20 protein-coding genes and 1 pseudogene are annotated in these 21,460 nt (G+C 71.0%); 16 read left to right on the top strand and 5 right to left on the bottom strand.

What is annotated here, in order from left to right; all coding sequences use genetic code 11:
- Nucleotides 1-104: pseudogene (locus tag ACFVS6_RS34485) on the bottom strand (hydrophobic protein); the annotation flags it as partial.
- Between the two features lie 214 nt (nucleotides 105-318).
- On the opposite strand from ACFVS6_RS34485, the gene ACFVS6_RS34490 reads away from it, so the two are divergent.
- From ACFVS6_RS34490 to ACFVS6_RS34525, 8 genes are all read left to right on the top strand, one after another.
- Complete coding sequence (locus ACFVS6_RS34490) at nucleotides 319-729, top strand: STAS domain-containing protein (RefSeq protein ID WP_389710256.1); 411 nt, start codon at nucleotides 319-321, stop codon at nucleotides 727-729.
- Nucleotides 726-3,011: a SpoIIE family protein phosphatase gene (locus tag ACFVS6_RS34495; RefSeq protein WP_389710258.1), complete on the top strand. Its 2,286-nt coding sequence runs from the start codon at nucleotides 726-728 to the stop codon at nucleotides 3,009-3,011. The genes ACFVS6_RS34490 and ACFVS6_RS34495 overlap by 4 nt, the downstream gene beginning before the upstream one ends.
- 231 nt (nucleotides 3,012-3,242) lie before the next feature.
- Nucleotides 3,243-3,989 carry a LuxR C-terminal-related transcriptional regulator gene (locus ACFVS6_RS34500; protein WP_389710260.1) on the top strand — a complete coding sequence of 249 codons (747 nt, stop codon included), beginning with the start codon at nucleotides 3,243-3,245 and terminating at the stop codon, nucleotides 3,987-3,989.
- On the top strand, nucleotides 3,986-6,277 hold the full coding sequence (locus tag ACFVS6_RS34505; RefSeq protein WP_389710262.1) for a sensor histidine kinase: 2,292 nt from the start codon (nucleotides 3,986-3,988) through the stop codon (nucleotides 6,275-6,277). The genes ACFVS6_RS34500 and ACFVS6_RS34505 overlap by 4 nt, the downstream gene beginning before the upstream one ends.
- A gap of 10 nt (nucleotides 6,278-6,287) precedes the next feature.
- Nucleotides 6,288-6,719 carry a hypothetical protein gene (locus tag ACFVS6_RS34510; protein ID WP_389710264.1) on the top strand — a complete coding sequence of 144 codons (432 nt, stop codon included), beginning with the start codon at nucleotides 6,288-6,290 and terminating at the stop codon, nucleotides 6,717-6,719.
- 51 nt (nucleotides 6,720-6,770) lie between these two features.
- The gene (locus tag ACFVS6_RS34515) at nucleotides 6,771-6,926 is read left to right on the top strand and encodes a hypothetical protein (RefSeq protein ID WP_389710266.1); all 156 of its coding nucleotides are present in this window, start codon (nucleotides 6,771-6,773) and stop codon (nucleotides 6,924-6,926) included.
- Nucleotides 6,923-7,387 carry a hypothetical protein gene (locus tag ACFVS6_RS34520; protein ID WP_389710268.1) on the top strand — a complete coding sequence of 155 codons (465 nt, stop codon included), beginning with the start codon at nucleotides 6,923-6,925 and terminating at the stop codon, nucleotides 7,385-7,387. The genes ACFVS6_RS34515 and ACFVS6_RS34520 overlap by 4 nt, the downstream gene beginning before the upstream one ends.
- 272 nt (nucleotides 7,388-7,659) lie before the next feature.
- Entirely contained in the window at nucleotides 7,660-8,322 is a 663-nt protein-coding gene (locus ACFVS6_RS34525) for a hypothetical protein (RefSeq protein WP_389710269.1), read from the top strand.
- A gap of 301 nt (nucleotides 8,323-8,623) precedes the next feature.
- Here the strand turns inward: ACFVS6_RS34525 and ACFVS6_RS34530 are convergent, their stop codons facing one another.
- Nucleotides 8,624-9,295, bottom strand: coding sequence for a TetR/AcrR family transcriptional regulator (locus ACFVS6_RS34530; protein WP_389710271.1), 672 nt, complete (start codon nucleotides 9,293-9,295; stop codon nucleotides 8,624-8,626).
- 136 nt (nucleotides 9,296-9,431) lie between these two features.
- On the opposite strand from ACFVS6_RS34530, the gene ACFVS6_RS34535 reads away from it, so the two are divergent.
- From ACFVS6_RS34535 to ACFVS6_RS34550, 4 genes are all read left to right on the top strand, one after another.
- The gene (locus tag ACFVS6_RS34535; RefSeq protein ID WP_389710273.1) at nucleotides 9,432-11,120 is read left to right on the top strand and encodes an ABC-F family ATP-binding cassette domain-containing protein; all 1,689 of its coding nucleotides are present in this window, start codon (nucleotides 9,432-9,434) and stop codon (nucleotides 11,118-11,120) included.
- Nucleotides 11,121-11,161: 41 nt separating this feature from the next.
- Nucleotides 11,162-12,082 carry a virginiamycin B lyase gene (locus ACFVS6_RS34540; RefSeq protein ID WP_389710275.1) on the top strand — a complete coding sequence of 307 codons (921 nt, stop codon included), beginning with the start codon at nucleotides 11,162-11,164 and terminating at the stop codon, nucleotides 12,080-12,082.
- A 126-nt stretch (nucleotides 12,083-12,208) separates the two neighbouring features.
- Nucleotides 12,209-12,724 (top strand): DUF2716 domain-containing protein, encoded by a 516-nt coding sequence (locus ACFVS6_RS34545; RefSeq protein WP_389710378.1) that lies wholly within the window; start codon nucleotides 12,209-12,211, stop codon nucleotides 12,722-12,724.
- 74 nt (nucleotides 12,725-12,798) lie between these two features.
- Complete coding sequence (locus tag ACFVS6_RS34550) at nucleotides 12,799-14,319, top strand: hypothetical protein (protein WP_389710277.1); 1,521 nt, start codon at nucleotides 12,799-12,801, stop codon at nucleotides 14,317-14,319.
- A gap of 111 nt (nucleotides 14,320-14,430) precedes the next feature.
- On the opposite strand, the gene ACFVS6_RS34555 is transcribed toward ACFVS6_RS34550, so the two are convergent.
- Together ACFVS6_RS34555 and ACFVS6_RS34560 are read right to left on the bottom strand one after the other, a co-directional pair.
- Complete coding sequence (locus ACFVS6_RS34555) at nucleotides 14,431-15,132, bottom strand: hypothetical protein (protein ID WP_389710278.1); 702 nt, start codon at nucleotides 15,130-15,132, stop codon at nucleotides 14,431-14,433.
- A 118-nt stretch (nucleotides 15,133-15,250) separates the two neighbouring features.
- Complete coding sequence (locus tag ACFVS6_RS34560) at nucleotides 15,251-15,952, bottom strand: NAD(P)-dependent oxidoreductase (protein WP_389710280.1); 702 nt, start codon at nucleotides 15,950-15,952, stop codon at nucleotides 15,251-15,253.
- A 92-nt stretch (nucleotides 15,953-16,044) separates the two neighbouring features.
- Between ACFVS6_RS34560 and ACFVS6_RS34565 the strand changes: the two genes are divergently transcribed.
- Nucleotides 16,045-16,758 (top strand): TetR/AcrR family transcriptional regulator, encoded by a 714-nt coding sequence (locus ACFVS6_RS34565; protein ID WP_389710284.1) that lies wholly within the window; start codon nucleotides 16,045-16,047, stop codon nucleotides 16,756-16,758.
- Nucleotides 16,759-17,040: 282 nt separating this feature from the next.
- On the opposite strand, the gene ACFVS6_RS34570 is transcribed toward ACFVS6_RS34565, so the two are convergent.
- Nucleotides 17,041-17,607: a DUF6817 domain-containing protein gene (locus ACFVS6_RS34570; RefSeq protein WP_389710286.1), complete on the bottom strand. Its 567-nt coding sequence runs from the start codon at nucleotides 17,605-17,607 to the stop codon at nucleotides 17,041-17,043.
- Nucleotides 17,608-17,827: 220 nt separating this feature from the next.
- Here ACFVS6_RS34570 and ACFVS6_RS34575 point away from each other — a divergent pair, with 220 nt between their 5' ends.
- The 3 genes from ACFVS6_RS34575 (at nucleotide 17,828) to ACFVS6_RS34585 (ending at nucleotide 21,113) form a co-directional block, all read left to right on the top strand.
- Nucleotides 17,828-18,658 carry a helix-turn-helix transcriptional regulator gene (locus ACFVS6_RS34575; protein WP_389710288.1) on the top strand — a complete coding sequence of 277 codons (831 nt, stop codon included), beginning with the start codon at nucleotides 17,828-17,830 and terminating at the stop codon, nucleotides 18,656-18,658.
- A gap of 60 nt (nucleotides 18,659-18,718) precedes the next feature.
- Nucleotides 18,719-19,762, top strand: a complete 1,044-nt coding sequence (locus ACFVS6_RS34580; RefSeq protein WP_389710290.1) for a methyltransferase — start codon at nucleotides 18,719-18,721, stop codon at nucleotides 19,760-19,762.
- Nucleotides 19,763-20,723: 961 nt separating this feature from the next.
- The gene (locus ACFVS6_RS34585; RefSeq protein WP_389710292.1) at nucleotides 20,724-21,113 is read left to right on the top strand and encodes a hypothetical protein; all 390 of its coding nucleotides are present in this window, start codon (nucleotides 20,724-20,726) and stop codon (nucleotides 21,111-21,113) included.
- The last annotated feature ends 347 nt before the right edge of the window (nucleotides 21,114-21,460 follow it).

Here is a 21,460-nt window from a genome sequence, read left to right on the forward strand (position 1 = left end):
CCCGCGCCGAAGAGGATCAGTGCCAGCAGAAGAACGAGAAGCAGGGGAACCATGGTTATCAACCTCCGAGGCACCGTGTGCCCGACCCCACCCCGACCATGCATTCGATCTTATTTGTTTCTTATCCGCGCAGGCGGGCACAAGAACGTCCGCGTTCCTGACGGACGAGGGGTCGGATGACGTGGCGGTCGCGAGATCCTCCCCGACAACGGACGATGACGGGACCGCGCTCCGCCCGATCACCCGTGCCGCGGCCTTGGAACCTGTTCCATATCATGTGGGCTGTCAATGCACGCATCACACGGAGGAAGCTGAAGGGTGTTCGCGGTGCAGGTCACGCGGCAGGCGCGGGGAGCGGTGTTCGCGTTGCGTGGGGAACTCGATTTCGACAGCGTGGTGCAGCTGCACGAGGCCGGCGACGACGAAGTCGCGCGGGGCGCGGGTGAGGGCCCGGTGGTGGTCGACTGCGCCGGCCTGGCGTTCTGCGACTCCTCCGGCATTGGCGCGTTGCTGCGGCTCTTCCATCAGTTGGCGGCGCAGGACCGGGCGCTGCGGCTGGCGGCCGTGCCCACTTCGGTGGCCAGGCTGTTCTCGATCACGGGATTGGACCGGGTCTTCTCCGTGTACACGGATGCCGAGCAGGCGCTGGCCGCAGGCACGGGCGGCCACGACAGGATGGCTGCCGACACGAACGGCACGGCACAGCCGATGGAGAGGCGAAACACATGAAGCGCGTACCGGGGCCCGGTGCCCCCGAGCCCGCCGGAACGGCGGGTACGCGCAATGCCGCCCCCGCAACCCCCGACCAGGATCTGCGGGCACTGTTCGGGCAGTCCTCCGCCATCTTCGCCTCTCTCGCCGGGCCCGCGCACATGCTGGAGACGGCGAACGCGGCCTTCTTCGAAACCATCGGCGGACCTGAGCGCACCCGCACCGGTCTGCCGATCGGACAGCTGATGCCCGAGCTCGTCGAGCAGGGCTTCATCACGCTCCTGGACCGGGTCTACCGCTCCGGTGAGCCGTACACCGCCCGCGAGGCCCGGGTGCTGCTGGGTGTGGGAGCCGGGGCGCGGGAGGGGTTCTTCGACTTCTCCTACGAGCCCCGCCTGGACGCGGGTGGCAACGTCATGGGGGTCCGGGTGATCGGGGTGGAATCCACCCAGGTCAAGCAGGCCCAGCGGCTGACGTCCGAACACCGGGTGCTGCTGGAGCAGATCGCCCGTCAGGCGCCTCTGGCCGACGTCCTGGACGGCATGGCCCGCGCCATCGAGGACCTCGCCCCCGAGGAGGTCTTCGTCTCCGTGCTGCTCGCCGATGCCGACGGAAAGCATCTGCGCCACGGCGCCGCGCCCAGCCTGCCCGGCTTCTACAACGAGGCCATCGACGGCATCGCCACCGGTGAGGGCGTCGGTTCCTGCGGCACCGCCGCACACCGCCGCCGGAGCGTGATCGTCACCGACATCCGCACCGACCCGTTCTGGGACGACTTCCGAGACCTGGCCGACAAGGCCGGTGTGGCCGCCTGCTGGTCCACCCCGATCCTGGCCCGCGACGGCGCACTGCTGGGCACCTTCGCCATGTACCACCGCACCCCGCGCGCCCCGCAGGACGCCGACCTCGCCCTGGCCCGGGTCTTCGCCGACACCGCCGCCCTGGCCGTCGAACGACACCACGCCGAACAGGCCCGCAGGACGGCCGAAGCGCGGGAGAAGGCAGCCCGCGACGACCTCGCCTTCCTCCTGGAGGCCGGCACGGCCCTGACCTCCGACCTGGACGCCACGCAGACCCTGACCCGTCTGGCAGCCTCCTGCGTCCCCAGGCTCGCCCCCCTGTGCGCAGTCGACGTCATCGAGGGCGGGCGGGTGAGCCGCGTGGCGGTGGCAGCTCCCACCCCGCGCGAACAAGATCTGCTGGCCTCGCACGTCCCCGTCCACGACGGCCCGGACGACGCCGTCGCCCGTGTCCTGGCCTCCGGCACCAGCGAGGTCGCCCGCCGCGCCCCCACCGGCGCCGGCCCCTGGCACGACCTGGGCGCCACCGGTTACCTGTGCGTCCCGCTGACCGACCGCGGGCACGCCTTCGGCACCATGACCCTGCTGTCCACCGGCGACCACGCCTTCGACGGGCACACCATCGCCCTGGCCGAGGAGCTCGCCCGCCGCGGCGCCTCCGCGGCACGCAACGCCCGCCAGTACACCCAACGTCACACCCTCGCCCGCGACCTCCAGGCCGGCCTGCTCCTGCCCGATCTGCCCGACCTCCCCGGCGCCGACGTGGCCACCTACTACCACCCCGCCGGTGAGGGACTCGACATCGGCGGCGACTTCTACGACGTCTTCCCCCTGGACGACGGTCGCTGGGCATTCATGCTCGGCGACGTCTGCGGCCGCGGCGCCATCGCCGCCACCACCACCGCCCTGGTCCGCCACACCGCCCGCGCCGTCGCCCCCCTCCTGCCCGGCCCCGCCGACGTCGTCACGGCCATCAACCGGGCCCTGACCAACCGGCCCGGCAGCCACGGCACCGGCTTCGTCACCCTCGTCTACGGTCAGTTCACCCCCACCGCCGACGGGCTCGACATCGAACTGGTACGCGCGGGACACACCCCGCCCCTCCACCTGGACACCCACCGCGCCGCCCACACCGTCGACGCCAAGGGGATGTTGCTCGGCATCGGAACCGACCCGCACGTCACACCCCTGCGCCTGCACCTGAAACCGCACGAGAGCCTCGTCCTCTACACCGACGGCATCACGGAAGCACGCCGCCGAGACGGCACCATGTTCGACGAACAGGGCCTCGCCGACGCCGTCAGCGCCGTTCCCGCCCGGTCCACCGCGCAGCAGATCGTCGACGCGCTCACCCGAGCCGTCCGCGTGTTCACCGACGGCGACGACATCGACGACGACCAGGCAGCCCTCGTACTGACCGCCATCGAGCCCCCGAAGGGGCCGCCCGCACCACCGACCAAGCCGCACGCCGTCACCGTCACGGACGACTCCCACGGGTGACCGTCGCCGGTGATGGATGCCGGCGAGGAGACCGACGCCCTTGACACCGACGACGTCGCGCACGTACGTCGTGGACTGCACGCGGAGTCGCGCGGGGCACCCTGCCGCGCACGGCGCCCAGGTTCGGTGAGGTCCGCCGTCGTGAAGGCGGCCGGAGCGCATCGTCGTAAGTGCCTTGCCCGTCGGGCCATTTCGGCCCGGAGCGCCCCGGGAAGGGGCCATGATGACGGTATGACAGGGCACCAGACCGATGCCGCGCCGACCACGGATCCGGCCATCACGGTCGCCGCCGTCGACGATCACGCATTCATCAGGCACGGCCTCCAGTACTTCTTCGCCGACAACGCCCCGGACATCCGGCTGGCCGCCGTCGAAACCAGCGTCGGAGGGTTGCTGCGACGCACCGACGGCCCCGCCTCGGTGGTGTTGCTCGATCTGCTCCTGCCGGACGAACCCGATGTCGCGCTCAACGTCAGACGCATACGTGCCATCGGCTCCCGCGTCGTGATCCTCACCTCCGATTCCCGTCCCGGCATCGTGCGCAGCGCCATCGACGCCGGCGCGCTCGGCCTCGTGCTCAAGGGCGATCCGGAACAATCCGTCGTGGAGGCGGTGCGCGCCGCGCACCGGAACGACTTCTCGGTCTCCAGCAGACTGGCCCACGCCATCGTGACCGATCCGCGCGCGGGCGTCCGGCTTTCGGCGCGCGAGCGCCAGGTCCTGTCCCTGATCGCCCAGGGAAAGCCGCGCCGACTGGTCGCGAAGGAGATGCAGATCGCGGAGCACACGCTGCCGTCCTACCTCAAGCGGGCGGCGAAGCGGTACGCGGCCGTCGGGCATCCGACCGCGGGTGCGCAGGAGTTGGTGGCGTTCGCCCTGCGCGACGGTCACATCGGCATCGAACTGCCCGGCGACGACACCGCCGGTGCGGGATCCCCCGTTGCCGAGGACCCCGAGGCCGAGCCCGGAGCCTCGTGAAGGAGGGAACGTACCGGTTCGGCGTCGAACGGGGAATGCAGCGGTCCTTCACCGTGCTCGCCCTGATGCTGGCGATGCTGTGGACGGTCACCCTGGTGTCCGCCGCCGGGACCCTCGACGGAGGTACGGCGACCGCGGGTTGGCTGTTCGTAGTGGTACTTCTCGGCAGTGCGGTCCGCGCCTGGCGCTGCCGGTTGGCCGCCCCGGACGCGTGGGCGGCGTCCGCTGCGGCCCTCGTGGTGTACGTGGCGATCGGCGTGTCCCGTCCGGAGGCCATCGTGGTGGGCACCCGGGGCAATCCGGCTCTGGTCGCGGGGATCCTGGCGGCGGGTTTCCTGCCCCCGCGGCGTGCCTGGCCGGCCTGCGTGACCGTGTGCCTCGGCCAGGTGATCGCTTCACTACCGTCGGACGGGCCGGTGGGCGCCCTTGAGAGTCTCTGGCCCGCCGTCTCGGGCACGCTGGCCGCCGGTGTTCTGTCCGGTGTGATGAGGTCCGCCGCCGCAAGGGCCGATCACGCCCATGACGCCCTGCTGGCGGCGCAGGCGAACGAGGCACATCACGAGGGCTTGCGCTCGGCGCACCGCACGTTCCAGCGCATGCTTCACGACGACGTGGCCGCGGCCCTGCAAGCGGTGGCCGGGCGCGGCGTCACACGGGCCGAAGTGCGGCGATCGTGCGCGGACGCACTCGCCGCGATATCGCGGGCGCCGGCGGCACCGGTCGGCGGTACCAGGAACCTCGCCGGGGACGTGGAAGACCTCCGCACCGTCATCGCGGTGACCACCACCGTGCACATCGACGGTGACGTCCTCGTGCCGGCCGCCGTGGCGTCGGCGATGCTCGCAGCCGCACGGGAGGCATTGCGCAACGTCGACCGCCACGCCTTCGCCGACGCCGTCTCCGTACGTCTGGAGGAGGGTCCGCACGGCGTGACCCTGACCGTGGCGGACAACGGCGTCGGGTTCTCCCCGACGCGGGCGCGCGGCCGCTCCTGGGGTCTGAACGGGTCGGTCGTCGAACGCATGGCCGAAGTGGGCGGCACGGCGGAGGTGGTGAGCGAGAAGGACGCGGGCACGTCGGTCCGGCTGGGCTGGAGCCGTGCCGCCGCGCTCTCGCAGGTCGAGATGGCCCGCCCGGACCGGGTCGGCCTGATCGCCCTCGCCGTGGGGGACATCCGCAGGCCGCTCGCGGCGGTCTGCGTTCCCTATCTGCTGAGCATGTACGTGATCGCGGTGATCCACAGCGACGCCGCGGAAGGCGCCGACCGGCTCACGCTCTGGTACACCGGGGTCGTCCTGGTGACGCTCGCCCTGATCGTCCGTGCGCATCGGCCGGTGCCCGGACGGGTCGGCGTCCTTGCCGCCGCGTTCGCCGTGACCGGCCTGGTGTACGGCCTCTCCGTCATACCCGCCGACAGCCTCGACGACTTCGGATCGTGGCCCATCGGTGCGATCTCTCCCCTGTTCGTGGTGCTGCTGACGGTCCGTTCGGTGCGAGAGGCCGTGATCCCACTCGTCGCCGAGGAAATCGCCGTCCTGGCGCTGATCGCGACCGGCGATCTGGAGGCCGCCTCCCCGGGCGCCGTACTGCCCGCCCTGCTGGCTCCGGTGTTCGGGGTCGTCATGGTGTGGGTGATCGTACGGACGGTTCTGCGCCTCGGCGCCGTCGTATCGGATGCCCACCGGGAGCAGCTCGCGATCACGGTCGCCGAAGCGGCCCAGCAGGCCCATGTGACGCTTCATCAACGGAGACTGTCGGAGATCGGCGCCGAACTGCTCCCCTTCCTGCGCGCGGTCGGCGCGGATCGTGAGCCGCCGTCCGGGCAGGAGGCGCGAGAGCGCGCCCGCGCGCTCGAAACGATGGCGCGCGACGAACTGCATCTGCCCGGAGTCATCGATGCGGAGATCCGCGGCCTCCTGAGCACGGCCCGGCAGGCCGGCTGCGTCGTCACCTTCCAATCGGACACCGACTCCGTGGATCCGCCCCCCGTCCTGCGCGACCTGCTCGCCGCCGCGCTGAGGGGTTCCGTGACACCCCGGGAACTGACCCTCAGCCTGCATCCCGGCGCGGACCGGGTGGAGGTGAGCCTGGTGACCGTCCCGGGCGACAGCAGCAGAAGCGCGGAGATCGGCCGGTCCCTCGCGGCGTTCGGGCCGGTCGTGGACGACTTTCCCGAGGCGACCTGCGTCCATCTGGTCGTGCACCGGAACGGCCATCATGTCCCCGGATCCGGGGACATGACCCCGGGCCCGATCCCCGTCACGCTGGAGGGCAGAAGCCGAGCGTGAAAGGACGGCCGTGGGAGCTCTACTGATCTTTCTGCTCTTCTGCCTGGCGGTGGGAGCGGGAGCCTTTTTCCAAGGCAGACAGTTCGTCCGGAATCTGGAACGGCAGTACACGACGGTGGGCCCGGTCGACCCGCAGGAGGTCTACCGGTGCGTCGCCGAGGCGGCCCGTGGAATCCGCTGGACCGTCAGCGACACGGAACAGGGACTGGAGACCCGACACGCCGTGGGAAGCGTCATCCGCGTAGACGTGGAGCCACAGGACGACGGCACGTGCATGACCACCGTCTTCGTCAGGAACATGGCACTCACCACACAGCTCGGCGGGATCATCAGGACACCTCGGGCCTACCGGGCGATCCGGCGCAAGCGGAAACGGATCATCGCCTCCGCGTCCTCCATGGCAGGGCAAGGGGAATGGACGGAGGCGGGCGGGCTGAACTGACCCGAACCGAAGTGGGCTGCGGGGAACTCGTCGAAAAGGTAAGGGAATGGCATGGCCACAGCGGAGCAGTACGAAGCGGTTCTGAGCAAGGCGGAACGGATGGGGGTGGGATCCCTGGACAAGCAGCAGACGGAGCTCCTGTACCGGCTGTACCGGGAGGCCGGATCGCGGGGAAACCGAGCGCGCAAGGTCATCGACGGTACGTGATCGGTCAGGTGGCCGAGGCAGGGAGAAGAGAGAACATGGGATTCTTCGGACGCGGTCGACGTGTTGCCGCCGAAGAGCAGGCGAAGTCGGGAGAGGTGGGAACGTTTCGCTCCCCCCACTCGCCGGAGGACACCGTCCGCATCGTCCATGCGGGCCTCATCGACCAGTTGTCGCACCCGTCGATGGAGGTCACCGGACCCGGACTCATGGAATCCATCCATCTGATCAGGTGTGATTCAACCGGAATCACCGTGGGTGCCGGAAATTTGGTCGACACCTACTTCGTGTTCTTCGTCGATCTGTCCGTCGTATCCGGAACGACCGAGGGCCACGCCTACTTCGACCGCCCGGTGCGGTCGGTGAGGCGGTGGATGGGCAACACCCTCGGTATCCGCAATGGCGTACAGATGGCTCTCGAAGGAGCCGGCGTGCGGATCGAGCATTGGGACCGCGGGTTCTGAGGTAGGGCTCGACCACGCGGCAGGCCCCCACCCCGTCAGCATCGGGGTGGGGGCCTGCCGGCCGTATGCGAGGGGGGTGCTTCTGACCCCGCCCCGAGACGAGGAAGCGGTCCTGGCCTCCAACCGTCATGGGGGCGTGGGCGTTTCGTGCGGGCCGCGTTGATGTCGCGCGGTGTCGGCCGCCCCGGGGTCTTCACGCTGCGCTCCTTCGTGGGTACGCTCCGTGCGTCATGGTGGGGGCCAAGTGGAGCCCGAACTCGGGGGGTTGCTTCATGATCAAGCAGGCGTACGTCCAGGCCGGCGACAAGCCCACTCCGGCGCTGGGGGACATCAGGGACCGGATCGCGAACGCGGTGGACGCGACGAAGGGCAGCACCGGCCTCGAGCGCCTCGTGTGCTGGTTGCAGATGCCGGTCGATTCCTCGTTCGGGAAGATGAAGGACAGCAACTGTCAGGGGCGCGCCAAGGGCATCGGCGCTCTGCTGAGCCCTGAGAAGGACGGGCTCTTCACGCCCGCCGACCTCGGGTCGGTGCTCAGTGCCCCGGCCGCTTGGGCCGGCATCGACACGGCCCTCAAGGCCGAGCGCGCGGTGTACGTCAACGGTCCGGCCGAGCACGTGGGCGGAGCCAAGAGCAAGTTCACCAGCGGCTTCCACGTGATCGTGTTCCTGGCCGTCGGGAAGGACGCCGACGACCGCGTCTACTACCTGGGCCTCGACCCGGACGTCAGCGCCACGGCGGAGTCCCGGGAGGCGTGGACGGGGCTGGTCGCGGGGGAGCCCGAGACGAAGCCGGAGGACTTCACCGCGGCGAAGAGCCTCGGGGTCGTCAAATCGATGATCCTGGGTGCCGAGGAGGGCGGCTTCGGCCCGCTGGTCCGCAAGTATTACGTCGACACCACCGCGAAGTTCCCCAAGATCAACCGCTTCGGCTGAGGGCGTCCGACGCCGTCGAACACGACCTGACCGGGGCGGGGTGCGCACGCGTCGGAGTCCGCGTCCCGTGGACGTGTGAGCCTCGGCGTTGTCGCCAGGGGCCGCGGGGGCGCTCGCGACGACCGGGCGACCGTCCGCGCCGATGATGGCCTGTCCGTTCGTCGAGGACGGTAGTTCCTCGACGAGGCGCCGACCGTGTGGTCGCGGACAGGGGCGAGGGTTCCGCCCCGCTGCCGCCTGCTCGCCGCCGATCGGCGGCCCGGGTGGCCGTCAGGAGCCGGGGTGGGCGGAGGCGGGGTCGTCAGCCGGCGCCCGGCCCCGGGCCCGGTGCGGCGGCGGGGCGGAAGACGCCGGCGCGCGCCGCCGCGGTGGTGGCCGTGGCGGCGCGGCGAGGCAGTGTCGGGTCGGGGACCGCCCGGAGCAGCAGCAGTTCGTGGTAGAGGGGGGCGGTCGCCGCGACGAGCAACGCCCGGCTGTCCGCGGGGGCGGGCAGTTCGTCGCGGTCGGCTGCTCGCTCGACGACCACGGCGCAGCGCGCGTACCGGTCCTCCCAGAACGCCGAGAGCGCCTGCGCCGCCTCCGGCGACCGGAACGAGGCGGCGATCAGGGCCGTGGTCAGCTGGGGCCCGCTGTGGGCCAGTGCCTCGTACACCTCCTCGTTGAGGGCGGTCAGGTCCCCTTCCAGAGTCCCGGTGTCCGGTGGGCTCCAGGCGTCGTCGGATGCCGCGTCGAGTACGTCGGCCAGCAGGGTCCCGACGTCGCGCCAGCGCCGGTAGACGGTCGTGCGGTGGACGCCGGCGCGGTCCGCGACCGCGTCGACCGTCAGTCCGTCGTACCCGGTCTGCAGGAGCAGTTCACCCACCGCCTCCAACACCTGGGCACGGACACGCGCGCTGCGGCCACCCGGTCGGCGCTGCCGTGTGGCCGGTTCCGTGTGGCTGGAAACTTCGCTTGCCTGCGTCCGGGAATCCATGCCAGCATTCTAACGCAACATCAGTCGCTTTAAAGGAGAAGTCCCATGAACAGCCGCCACGTCACCGCCTGCCACACCGCCTGCCACACCGTCGCCGCGGCGACGGCCCCCGCCCCCGAACTCCCGGAGCCGCCCCATGACCGCACAGCTGACCGCGTCTGACCTCACCAAGTCCTACGAGGGCCGCCCGGTCCTCGAATCCGTCGACTGCTCCGCAACCGCCGGGGAACGCCTCGGCATCGTCGGCGAGAACGGCTCCGGCAAGTCCACCCTGCTTCGGCTACTGGCGGGGGCCGAGCGCCCCGACCGCGGCGAGGTCGTCCTGCGCGCCGAGAACGGCGTCGGCCATCTCGCGCAGGAGGAGGACCTCCCGCCGCACCTGACCGTCCAGCAGGTGATCGACCGTGCCCTGTCCGAGTTGCGCGCCCTGGAGGGGCTCCTGCGCCGACTGGAGGCGCGCATGACCGGCGGCGACAGCGAGGCCGGAACCCTGACCGCGTACGCCGACGCCCTCAACGCCTTCGAACTGCGCGGCGGATACGCCGCGGACGCCCGCGTCGAGCGATCCCTGCACGGCCTCGGCCTGCCGGGCCTTCCCCGCGAACACACCATCGGCACCCTGTCCGGCGGCGAGATCGTTCGCCTCCGGCTGGCCGTGCTGCTCGCCGCCGCCCCGGATGTGCTGCTCCTCGACGAGCCCACCAACCACCTCGACGACGCGTCCCTGACCTGGCTGGAAGACCACCTGCGAGCCCGTCGCGGCATCACGGTCACCGTTTCCCACGACCGGGGGTTCCTCGAACGCGTCGCCACGTCGCTCATCGAGGTCGACGGTGACCTGCACCGCACCGTCCGGTACGGCAACGGCTACGCCGGCTACCTCGCGGAACGCGCCGCGGACCGACGCCGGCGCGCCGAAGCCCATGCCTCCTGGCTCGCGGAGACCGTCCGGCTGCGCGAGACCGCGTCCGTCACCGCCCGCCGGGTGGCGCCCGGCCGTGCCATGAAGGACGGCAACAAGATGGCGTACGACCGTGCGGCCGGCCGGGTCCAGCAGTCCCTCGCGAGTCGCGTCCGCAACGCCGAGGAGAGGCTCGCCCGGCTGATGGCCCGCCCGGTGCCCGCGCCCGCCGAACCGCTGCGGTTCTCCGCCGTACCGCGCACCGCCTCCGACGGCGCCCCCGAGGCTGTCGCTGTCGCCGAATCCGGGACGACACCCGCCGGTACGAACGACGTGCGACGGGTACTGCTGGCCGCGTCCGGCATCGCGGTCGACGGGCGGCTCGCGCCCGTGGACGTGACCGTACCCGCCGGCGGCCGACTGCTGGTCACGGGCCCGAACGGTGCGGGCAAGAGCACCCTCCTGCAAGTACTGGCCGGTGTACTGCCCCCCGACGCCGGGCGGGTGGCCCGGCACGGCCCGACCGTGCTGATGGCCCAGCACACCACCTCGGGCCGGGGTTCACTGCTCGCGGCCTACGCCGAGGGCCGCTCCGGAACGGTCGAGGAACACGCTGAACGGCTCCTGTCGCTCGGTCTGTTCGCCCGCGACCGGCTGTCCGCTCCCGTCGCGTCCCTGTCCGTCGGGCAGCGGCAACGCCTGGCCCTGGCCCGACTGGTCACCGAACCGGCCGACATCCTGCTGCTGGACGAGCCCACGAACCACCTCTCGCCCGCGCTCGCGGAGGAACTGGAGGAGGCACTGGCACGGTTCGCCGGGGCGGTGGTCATCGTCAGCCACGACCGGCGACTGTGCGCCCGGTGGTCGGACGACCGGCTCGCCCTGAGCGCCCCGGTACCCGTCACGGCCGGCGCCCGCGCATGATGCCCGTCCCGTTCCCACGGCCCCTCGAAAGGACCCCTCGGTTGACCACCTCCGTACACCTCGTCGATACCCTCACCCTCCCCACCGCCGGTGCCGGCCCGTACGCGCTCACCGTCGGCCCGGACGCGAACCTGTGGTGCACGCTCGTCCACCACGGTGGCCTGGCTCGCCTCACCCCGTCGACGGGTCGCGTGGAGGAGTTCGCGCTGGACTCCGCCGACTGCGGCCCCACCCTCATCACCACCGGACCGGACGGGGCCCTGTGGTTCACCCGCTACCGTGACCACCGGATCGGCCGGATCACCGTGGACGGCGAAGCACGCTCCCACCCCCTACCCGGCGCTGCCGGCGGACCCTACGGGATCGCGGCCGGGCCCGACGGCGGTCTGTGGTTCACCTGCACGAACACCGACCGCGTCGGCCGGATCGGTGTGGACGGCGAGGTCCGAGAGTTCCCGCTGCCGTGCGAGGGCGGATTCCCCTCCTTCCTCACGGCGGGAACCGACGGGGCCCTGTGGTTCACCCTGAACCAGGCGAACGCCATCGGCCGGATCACCGTCTCGGGGCAGATCCGGATCCACCCCCTGCCCACGCCCGGCGCCCACCCGGTAGGGCTCGCGGCAAGCCCGGACGGCAGCCTGTGGTTCGCCGAGATCGGCGCCGGACGGATCGGTCGGCTCACCACCGGCCCAGTACGCCCGGACATCACCGAGTTCGAGCTGCCCGACCCGGACAGCCGCCCCCACGCCGTCGCAGTCGCCCCCGACGGCACCTGCTGGTTCACCGATTGGGCCACCGGCCGGATCGGCTCCGTCACCCCGGAGGGGAGGATCACCGAACACCCGCTGGCGGATTCCGCCGCCGAACCCCACGGTCTGGCCTTCGGGCCGGACGGCACCCTGTACGTCGCCGAGGAACGCGGCGTCGTCTCCCGGTGGAACGTGGCCGACACAACGGCGTGAGTGCGCGCGACCGCTGGGACGACGCCGCATCGGCCCGGCAGCGCGTCCCGTAGGCCCAGGTGCCCCCGTGGCCGCCGCAGGTGCGCGGGTCGGTTCCACCAGGCCGATCGGTAGGCTCCGCGTGTGATGAATGATCTTGTGGCGGAACTCTCGGAGGTGGAATACCACGAGGTGTGGGACCGCTTCCGCACGGATTTCGGTTTTCGGCCCAGCATGAACCCGGCGACGTGGCCTGCGATCAAGGAACCCGTCCACTCCGTCACCTGGAGCCTGGACACCTTGGACGCCGACCCCGGCTACGAGCGGCTGGACCGACTGGTCGAGGCGGTCCAACAGGGGCTGACGGCCTGCGTTCCTCCGCAGGGCACGCTGTTCGCGCTGGATTGGCAACACACTTCGTACCGCTTCCTGCCCCATCTCGTTCGTGGTTCCGAGCAGGTGCGGTGGCCCTTGAGTCCGTATCCGGACGGCGACTACTACGTCTACCTCTCGGACGACTTCCTGACGGGCAGCTTCGGCCACCCCTGGGAGGGGTCACTGTGCCTGTTCGGCCAGAGCCTCCTCGACGGCGTGGAGAAAGGGATCGATGCCGTATTGGGCGCTCCCATCCGCAGGTCCGGCCGACCTCCTCATCGCCCCTGACGTCGACAATCCCTGGGCACCACGTCCTCCCCACACCCCGCGGTCCGGGCATCGCGCGGTGGAAGAATGGCCTGATGTCCGATCTCGTCCGTGAACTGTGGCTGCGCGGCGTCGCCTTCAACCCGGCGGCGCCCTCCGACGTACTGATGCGCCTGATCGATCCTGCCGCCGGTGAGGTGGGTGCGCTGATGTGCGAGGGCCGTGACCTGCCCGGAACCGTTGTCGAAGCGGCGCTCCGTCATCCGGCCGTCAGGATCCGCGGTGCGCTCGCCCGCAACCGGCACATCGACACCGGGTTGCTCGCCCCCTTGGCCACGGACCCGTCCGGGATCGTCCGCCACCGACTCGCCACCGGCGCCCACCCGCGGCCCCGACGGGTGCGACCACTGCCGGACGCCACCCTCGTCACCCTCCTCACCGCCCAGGACGGGGGCGAGGACGGCATGCTCACCGCGAACGAGATCCGCCAGGACCTCGACTTCTCCCGGCAGATCCCGCTGTCGTTCCAGCGCTCCCTGGCCGGACACGAGCACCCCGAGCTCCGCGTACGCGCCACCTGGAGTTGGCAGTCGCTCACCCCGGCCCAGCAGGAGGCCCTGCTCGCTGACCCGAACCCCGTGGTCCGGGAAGCGGCGCGGGAGAGTTGTTGGGTGCTGGACGGGGAGGCGGTGGAGGCGAAGCTGCCGTCCATCGGCTCGCACAGCAAGTCGTTCGTGCTCGGCACCTGCGCCCTTTCCCCCGCGCTCGTCGAGAAGTGCTTCGCCGATGACGACCCGTACCCCCTGGCGTGGAACCGCCACACCCCTGCCCACGTTGTAGCCCGGCTCGCCCGCCACCCCGAGGCGAAGGTCCGCGAAATGGTCGCCGCACGACCCGACCTGGAACCCGACCTGGTCACCGCGCTGGGTCAGGACCCCGATGAGAACGTGCGGATGCGCGCCCGCCTCCATCCCTTCCCTCGCACCTGGGCCGAGCACGGAGCCATCCACGCGGTGATCGGGCACGGTCCGAACTGCACCTGCCCGATCACCGAGGCGGACGACGAGCCGTCGCCCGACTGGTTCGCCGCCTGCGCGGTGTCCGAGGAACCGGTGCTCCGTCAAGTTGCGGCGAGCCGGCCCGGCCTGCCCGCGGAACTCGTCGAAACCCTTGCGCGGGACGAAGACGAGGAGGTGCGCATCCGGTTGGCCTGCCACCACCCCCAGGCCCCGCCACACCTCCTCCTGGACGTCTTCGCCACCCGCCCGGCCCATCGGCCGCACCTGCTGACTCTGCCCACGTTTCCCCGCACCGGCCTGACCCACCTCATCACCCACCCGGACCCCGAGGTGCGCGCCCTGGCCGCAGCCGATCCCGGCCTGGCCGAACCCCCGTTGCAGGACCCTGATGCAACGGTGTGCCGGGCAGCCGCCGCCAACCCGAGCCTGGCACCGGAAACGCTGGAATCCCTGCTCGCCGACCCCCGCACCGCGGAGGGAGCCGCCGCCAACCCGTCGCTGCCCGGTACCCGCATGCACGCGCTCCTCGACCACTGCCTGAACAGCGCCGCCACCCCCGCCACGACCGCCGGCCACCGAGGCCCGACCGCCGGATGACGATCGCAGCCGTCGCAGCCCGCGCGCGCGACCGCGGAAGCGGCTGAACCGGTTGCGCGCTCGTCCTCGATCCCTTCTTCAAGCGCGGCCGGGTTTCCGAACCGGATGGACTCACCTTCTGCTCAGCGCCTCCGCGTACTCGGTGAGCTCCCCCTCCTGGTCCCGGGTCAGATGCCGGACCTCCCAGATCAGCGAGGCAGTGTCGACCACCTCGGGCGCGGGCTGCCGAGGGTCACCCGGCAGGCGGATTCCGGTCAGCGCGGCCAGCACGGCGACGGGTACGCCGAGTGTCGCGGCGAAGCCTTCGACGATCTCCGGATCGAGCTGCTTCGCGCCTCGTCCCACCGCGCCGACGGTCGAGGCCGCCTTGCACACGCCTGACATCAGGCACATGGCCTTGGCCGTCCCCAACCAGTTCAGGTTACGGAGCGCGAACATCCGAAGGAGGAGCGAGCCGAAACCCGGTGGGTACCGCTCGTACGGTCGGGGCTGCCAAGGAGCGAGTGTTCCCGCCGGCGCGGTCAGGGAGCGAGCACGGGTGCGCAGCAACTGCCTGTCGGACGCGGTCAGGGCGAGGGAGCGTGAAACCAGGGAACCGGAAGCGCCGGCCGTCCCGTCGAAGAGCCACGCGGTCGCTGGTACGGGGAGGTCCGCGATGAGCAGGAGGTCGTGGACGCGCAGCCCGGTTCGCTGCGCGAGGTCGCCGAGGAACGCATCGGTCGGAGGCCATGTGGGCGGCAGAGCGACTGCGCTCGCGAGGCGCGCCAGACGTACGTCGGGTTCGGGAAAGTTCGAGGGTTCCATGACCGCCACGACTTGTAGGGGATGTGGTGCGGGCCCGCTCCGGCCGAGCCGGCCCAGGTGCGTCAGGTGCGTCAGTTACGTCAGGTGTGTCCGGTCCTACGGCCGCGGGGACCTCGCCGGGGGTTCGTCAGTAGCCGATCGTGAATCGGCGCTGGACGAAGCGGGGCAGTTCGGATTCGTCCAGCAGGGCCACCGCCGCGTCCTCCGCCGAGATGTGGCTGCGTCCGTCGGAGTCCTGGACGGGCTGGTCGCCTCCGATGCGGAAACGCGCCGTGCGCTCGCCCGGGGTGATGGACTCGGCCGGGCTGAAGTACGTCCACAGGCGGTTCGAGGTCTGCAGCACGCGGAGGGCCTCGTGATGGCCGCGGACCGCCGCCGCGTATGCGCGGGGGAGGCCGACTTGGTCGAGGGTGGGGTGGAGGAGGGCGTCCGAATCGGCGCGGACCACGCCCGGTGCGACCTCCAGGCTGCCGGCGCCCCCGATGACGATGAGACGGGTGCGGGGGTGGGTGTCCAAGGCCTTGAGGAGGGAGCGTGCCGCTGCGGCGTACGAGGTCGGGTCCGCGATCGAGCGTTCGATCGTATCGGCCAGGTCGCGGGCGGCGTTGCCCGGTTGGAAGGCGCTGATCAGGACGTCGAGACCGGGGAGTACCGCTGCGACGGCGTCCGGGTCGAGTACGTCGACCGTGGACCAGGTGATGTTCGGACGCCCGTCGTCCACGTGCGACGCGTCGCGGGTGAAAGCGCGGACGTGGTGGCCCCGGGCGAGTGCCTCCGTGACGACGCGGCTGCCGATGGTTCCGGTGGCTCCTATGACTCCGATGAACATGGCTGTCCCCCTGGTGCGTTGACTTCCAATGAGCCTGTACGGCGTGCGGTAACTATACGGCGTGAAGTTTCTGTGCGGGGTAGAGTTGTCTGGTGGTGAGAACAGACAGGCGGGAACGGCTTCGGGCCGAGACGACCGCGGAGATCAAGAGCGTGGCGTTGGCGTTGATGGCCTCGGGCGGGCCGGACGCCATCACCCTGCGGGCCATCGCGCGGGACATGGGTATGACCGCGAACGCCATCTACGGCTACTTCGCGACGCGCGACGAACTGGTCACCAGCCTCATCGGCGACGTCTACACCGGGCTCGCCGACACCGTGGACGGCGCCTGGGCGGCGACCGACGGGCACGGCGCGGCCGTACGGATCCAGGCCTGGGCCGACGCCTTCCGGGGCTGGGCACTGGCGAATCCCGAAGGCTTCCGACTGATCTACGGGGACCCCGTGCCGGGTTATCGGGCGCCGGAGGGCGGTGCGGCGCCCGAGGCCGCGCGGCGGGTGTGCGTCGGACTGGCCGGACTCGCGGACGCTGCGTGGCCGGACGCCGAGGCCCTCTACGCGGGCAGTGCTTTCGAGTGGAGCGACTTCGACGCCGGACTGCTGGAGAAGGTGCGGCCGCTGTTCAGCGAACTGCCGCCGGCCGGTGTGGCGCTCGCCCTGCGCATCTGGGGACACCTGCACGGCACGGTGTCGCTGGAGGTCTACGGGCATCTGAGCCGACAGACCGTCAACCCGGACAAGCTCTTTCGGGAGGAGATCCGGCAACTCGTCACAGCGCTGGGGATCGGACCGCCTGAAGCCGGCTGAAGGACGGCCGTGCGACCGCGGTGCCGCAGATTTCTCAGCATGACGAATTCACGCGCCGGCGGTCGGCGGCGAACCGCAGGCGGAAACCATCGGAACCGCTCGGTCCGGGCCCCCTTTCGGGGCCCGGTCACGTGCTGGTGGGCCCGCACGCTCGTCGAACACGCTCGTCGAATCGCCCCGCACGACCCTCGGTAAGGGAACTGACGAGACGGGGTTGCGCAAAGCGGGATGGCCACTTGACCGCGTGGTGCGGCAGGCGGTGGCGGGCGGCGCCGGTGCGGTTCAGCCGAGCACGATGGTCACATCGCGGCGTGCCGCCTCCGACAGCAGGGGGGACCAGCGGGTGAACAGTTCGAGCAGACCGTCCCCGTTGCGCTCGCGGAAGGACGCGTTCACCTTGGCCAGGTCCAGCTCGTTGGCCGCCGTGAGTTCGGCGAAGTCGCGGCGCTGCTGAGGGGACGGAGTGAACTCCTCGCCCGTGAACCGGTCCCGGAAGACCACCGACGCGTCGTCCGATGAGGCGAGGCCGGGGTAGGTGGCCTTGCGGTCGCAGCTCGCGTAGAAATACACGAGCTCCTCGGCCTCCTTGCCGATCGCCTCGATGAGGCGTGCCCGCTCGGAGAGTTCCAGGAGTATCAGGGGCAGCCCGTCGGTGCCGTAGAAGGCGTGGCACAGTGCCGCGGTCCGGAGCGCCGGCCGTCCGCCCCACGCGGCGACCAAGGCCTCGACGCGAAGCAGGTGGGTCAGGAGCGTACCTCCCGAGTGCTTTGTGGTCTCCGCGCCCATCTCCTTGAGCAGGGCGATCGCCGCTGAGTCGGTGTGCGCGAGCTTGTCCTCGGTGTCAGTCATGCGCTCATGATGACGCGGCCCGCTCATCCGGCGCCGGGCGTGATCGGTATGCGGACAGCATGCGACCGCCCGCGCGAGTCGGCCGTCTCGTGGATGCGCTCCCGCACTCCCTGACCACCAACCCCACACCCCCCGCCCAGACCCCACCGGCCCGACCGCACACACCGCCGCGGAACTTTCGTCCAAGACAACGGCCCGCGACGTCGGCGACTCTGGGGGCATGCCCGGAGAAGACGCGGGGGACACACCCCCGGAGCACACTGCTGACGACGGCTGGGAGGTCGCCCGCCCTCTGGGCGGAACCTCTCTCGACGGCGTACGGATGGCCGGGTTCCGGGACCTTACGGCCGGCAGGTTGGACATGCGGGTGCTGCCGCAGCCCGCCGTGATCGTCGTCATAGGGCTCGGAGCCGACCCGGTCACGGTGGAGAACGCCTCCGGACATCGGGCACTGAGAGGTCTCGTCGCCTCCCTGTTGCCAGGTCCGGCCCGTATCCACGGCGAGCGCGTCGAATGCGTCGAGGTGGCCTTGTCACCCCGGGCCGCCTACGGCCTACTGGGTGTTTCCCCGCTCGAACTGGACGGCTCCATCACCGGACTCGAGGACCTCTGGGGGCGGCACGCCCGCTTGTTGCGCGAACAGTTGGCCGACACCACACCCTGGCAGGAACGCCTCGCACTCACGGACGGATTCCTCCGACGGAGGGCCGCAGAGGCCCCGCCCATGGCGGCCGAGGTCGCCGCAGCATGGGACACCATCGTGGCCGGCCGGGGCCGAGTGCGGGTCGGCGACCTCGCCGCGTCCTGCGGATGGAGCCGCAAGAGACTCCGGGCCAGGTTCAGCTCCCAGGTCGGCCTGACCCCCAAGCGCGCCGCCATGCTGGTCCGCTTCGACCACGCCGCCCGGGCGCTGCGCGCCGGCGAGCGCGCCGGCGACGTCGCCATGGCATGTGGATATGCCGACCAGCCCCATCTACACCGTGACGTCCAGGCCCTCGCCGGGTGCACGCCCGGTGCACTGGCCGGCCTGACCGCGTCCACCGCGCCCTGACCGTCAGTACCCGGACCGGTCGGTGATCGGTCGAATCGAAGGAAGGAAGCAAGACCTGTGATGAACACTGAGGTCCGAGCCGCACGGACGGCGGCAGGCCGGGAGCTCGTCGTCCGGCTCGCGTTCGGGAGCATGGCCGCGCACACCCTGCGCGCCGCGGTCCGACTGGACGTCGTGGAACTGATCGGAGACGGGCCGTGCGCGGCTGCCGAGGTGGCCGCCCGAGCCGGGACCGTACATCAGCCCATGACGCGCCTGCTGCGCGCCCTGGCCGCGCTCGGCCTGCTCGCGGAACACACCCCCGACACGTTCTCGGTGACCCCGGCCGGCGCGCTGCTCGGCACCGGCCACCCCGACTCCCTCGTGTCGTTCGTCCGCATGTTCACCGATCCGGCGATCGTGGGCGCCTGGGAGCACCTGGACAGCAGTGTCCGTACTGGGGAGACCGCGTTCGATTCCGTCTTCGGCACGGACTTCTTCAGCCATCTCGCCCGGCACCCCGCGCTCTCCGCGGACTTCAACGCGGCAATGAGTCAGGTCGCCTCCGAGACCGCCGCCGCGCTGCCGCGGGCCTACGACTTCAGCAGGTTCGCCTCGGTCACGGACGTCGGCGGAGGCAGCGGAACCCTCCTGGCCGCCGTCCTCGAAGCGCACCCGATGCTCGCCGGCGTCGTCTTCGATACGGTCGACGGCATCGCGCAGGCCGCGGAGACACTGACGCGGCACGGACTGGAGGAACGCTGCTCCCTCATGGCCGGGGACTTCTTCCAGTCGGTTCCGCAAGGCTCGGACGTGTACCTCGTGAAGAGCGTCCTGCACGACTGGACGGACGCCCAGGCGGTCACGATCCTGCGCCACTGCCGCGAGGTGCTGCCGCCCGGCGGCGTCGTCCTGATCGTGGAGCCCGTACTTCCGGAGGTCGTCGGAACGCAGGACGCGGGAACCTACCTGAGCGATCTCAACATGATGGTGAACGTCGGCGGCAGGGAACGCACCCGTGCGGACTTCGAGGAGTTGTGCCGCCGGGCGGCCCTGCGCGTCACATCGATCACCCCGCTCGCGGAGGCAGCCCCGTACCACCTGATCGAGGCCGTGGCCGGCTGACCACGGCCGCGCGCCGAGCACCTGATGAAAGATGCGCGCGTGGTGCGGGCTTCAGCCACAGAGCCACGACCACACCGGATCCCCTGACGTCTGCCCCGCTGCGCCCGCTCCTTCTCCGGCTCGGTCCACCCGGGCCCTGGGCATGCCGATGCCGCGCTGCCGGCCCCGGGTGACGGCGGCGACCGCCAGTCACTCGTCCGCGCCGGCCTCCTGGGTCCACCTAGGCGGCGATGTCGACCATCCGATGTCCACCCGGACCGCCCGGACCGCGTCGCCGGGCTCGGACACCGGAAGGACCTGCCGGCCCTCCTGGACCCACACGTCGTGATCACTCCGTGGTCGTATTCTTCCCGCGAGCAGCCCGGTAGCCGGCCGATTCGACCGGCCGCGAACCGGACGCGAGGACGGACATCTGCTCAGCGGACTCCGGCTGGTGAGCGGATCGCCGCGGAGCACGCACAGGCTGAGGTCGTGCTCGCCGGCCTTTCGGCACTGCCCGAAGGCCTGACCGAACGCGGAGCGGCCCCGGAGGCGGGAACTTCCCCCCGGGCCGCTCCCGTGCGCTGCCGGCCGGCTGTCCCGAGCCCACGGTCGGTGAGCTGACCAGGCATGACGTGATCGCCGGGATGGCGCAAGGGATCCTGCGTGGGGAGGTGTACGAGGAGACTCGATCCGTTCGGGGGAACGAGGAGACCGCGTGTGAAGCCCGGCCCTGGCCCTCGAGGTCTCAGGGGTGTGCGTGGAGGGTGTGTGCAGGGCGGCGCGGAGGATCGCGTCGGTGGTGGTGATGTGGGCGGTGGTCCGGGTGCGCTCGGCGATGGCCTGACCGGCCCCACCGCCTGGTATGCGGGAGCCTCCCCTGGACAGTGGTCGTGCCGGCCCGGCCCCCGCCTCGGATACCGTGTTCCTCCTATGGGGTGCCATGACGGATGTGACGCCCCCCACCGGAGGTAGTCGGCGTATGAGTTCAAAGCGCAGCAAGAATCCAGCCCTGCCCGTACTTGACGACGCATTCCGACTCGCGTCGGTCAAGGACGCCGACGAGTCCGTCCGTGACTTGGCCGCGCGGCTGGCCACCACCGAGCTGCGCCGTGTTTCCCACCCGGGCCGGGTCACCTGGGAGCCCACCGATCAGGCCGAGCCCGTACCGGTCCCGCCGACTGTGGTCGACGGTGACGGGGACCTGTGGCTGCGGGACCGGGGCACTGGCACCTGGACCATGCCCGAGTTCAACCCGAAGGAGTTCCCGGCCCGCTGTGGCGAGGTTCTGACGTGGAACCAGCTTGCCTGCGAGTTCGGCCCGCTCACCGCACTGGCCGACGACCGCCGCATCGGCGGCGGCCGGCGCTGACCGCGCAGCCTTCCGAGATGCCTCCGCCCCTGAATCGCCCGTTGTGGGTGGCGGGGAGCTTCAGCGCACCGCCAGCTCGACGCCGAAACTCCACCCGATGGAGCACCCAGTGCATGGGTTCCCGCTCCGGGTGGGGTGGGCTGCACCGAGCGGAGTCCAGCGGGTGTGCTGTGGGCCTTCCAAGGCGGAGGCTGAAACCACCCACCCCTGAGCAATGAGCCGTGCGACGCGGCCTTCGCCTCGGAAGGGGTCGGGCGCGTCCGGTGAAGTCCCTGCGCATCTGGAAGCAGACCGGCCCCGGGGCGGCGGAGGGCGTACGGACGACTGGATCGCGGTGATCGCGGTGT

The sequence above is a fragment of the Streptomyces sp. NPDC057939 genome (assembly GCF_042887545.1).
GTDB lineage: Bacteria > Actinomycetota > Actinomycetes > Streptomycetales > Streptomycetaceae > Streptomyces.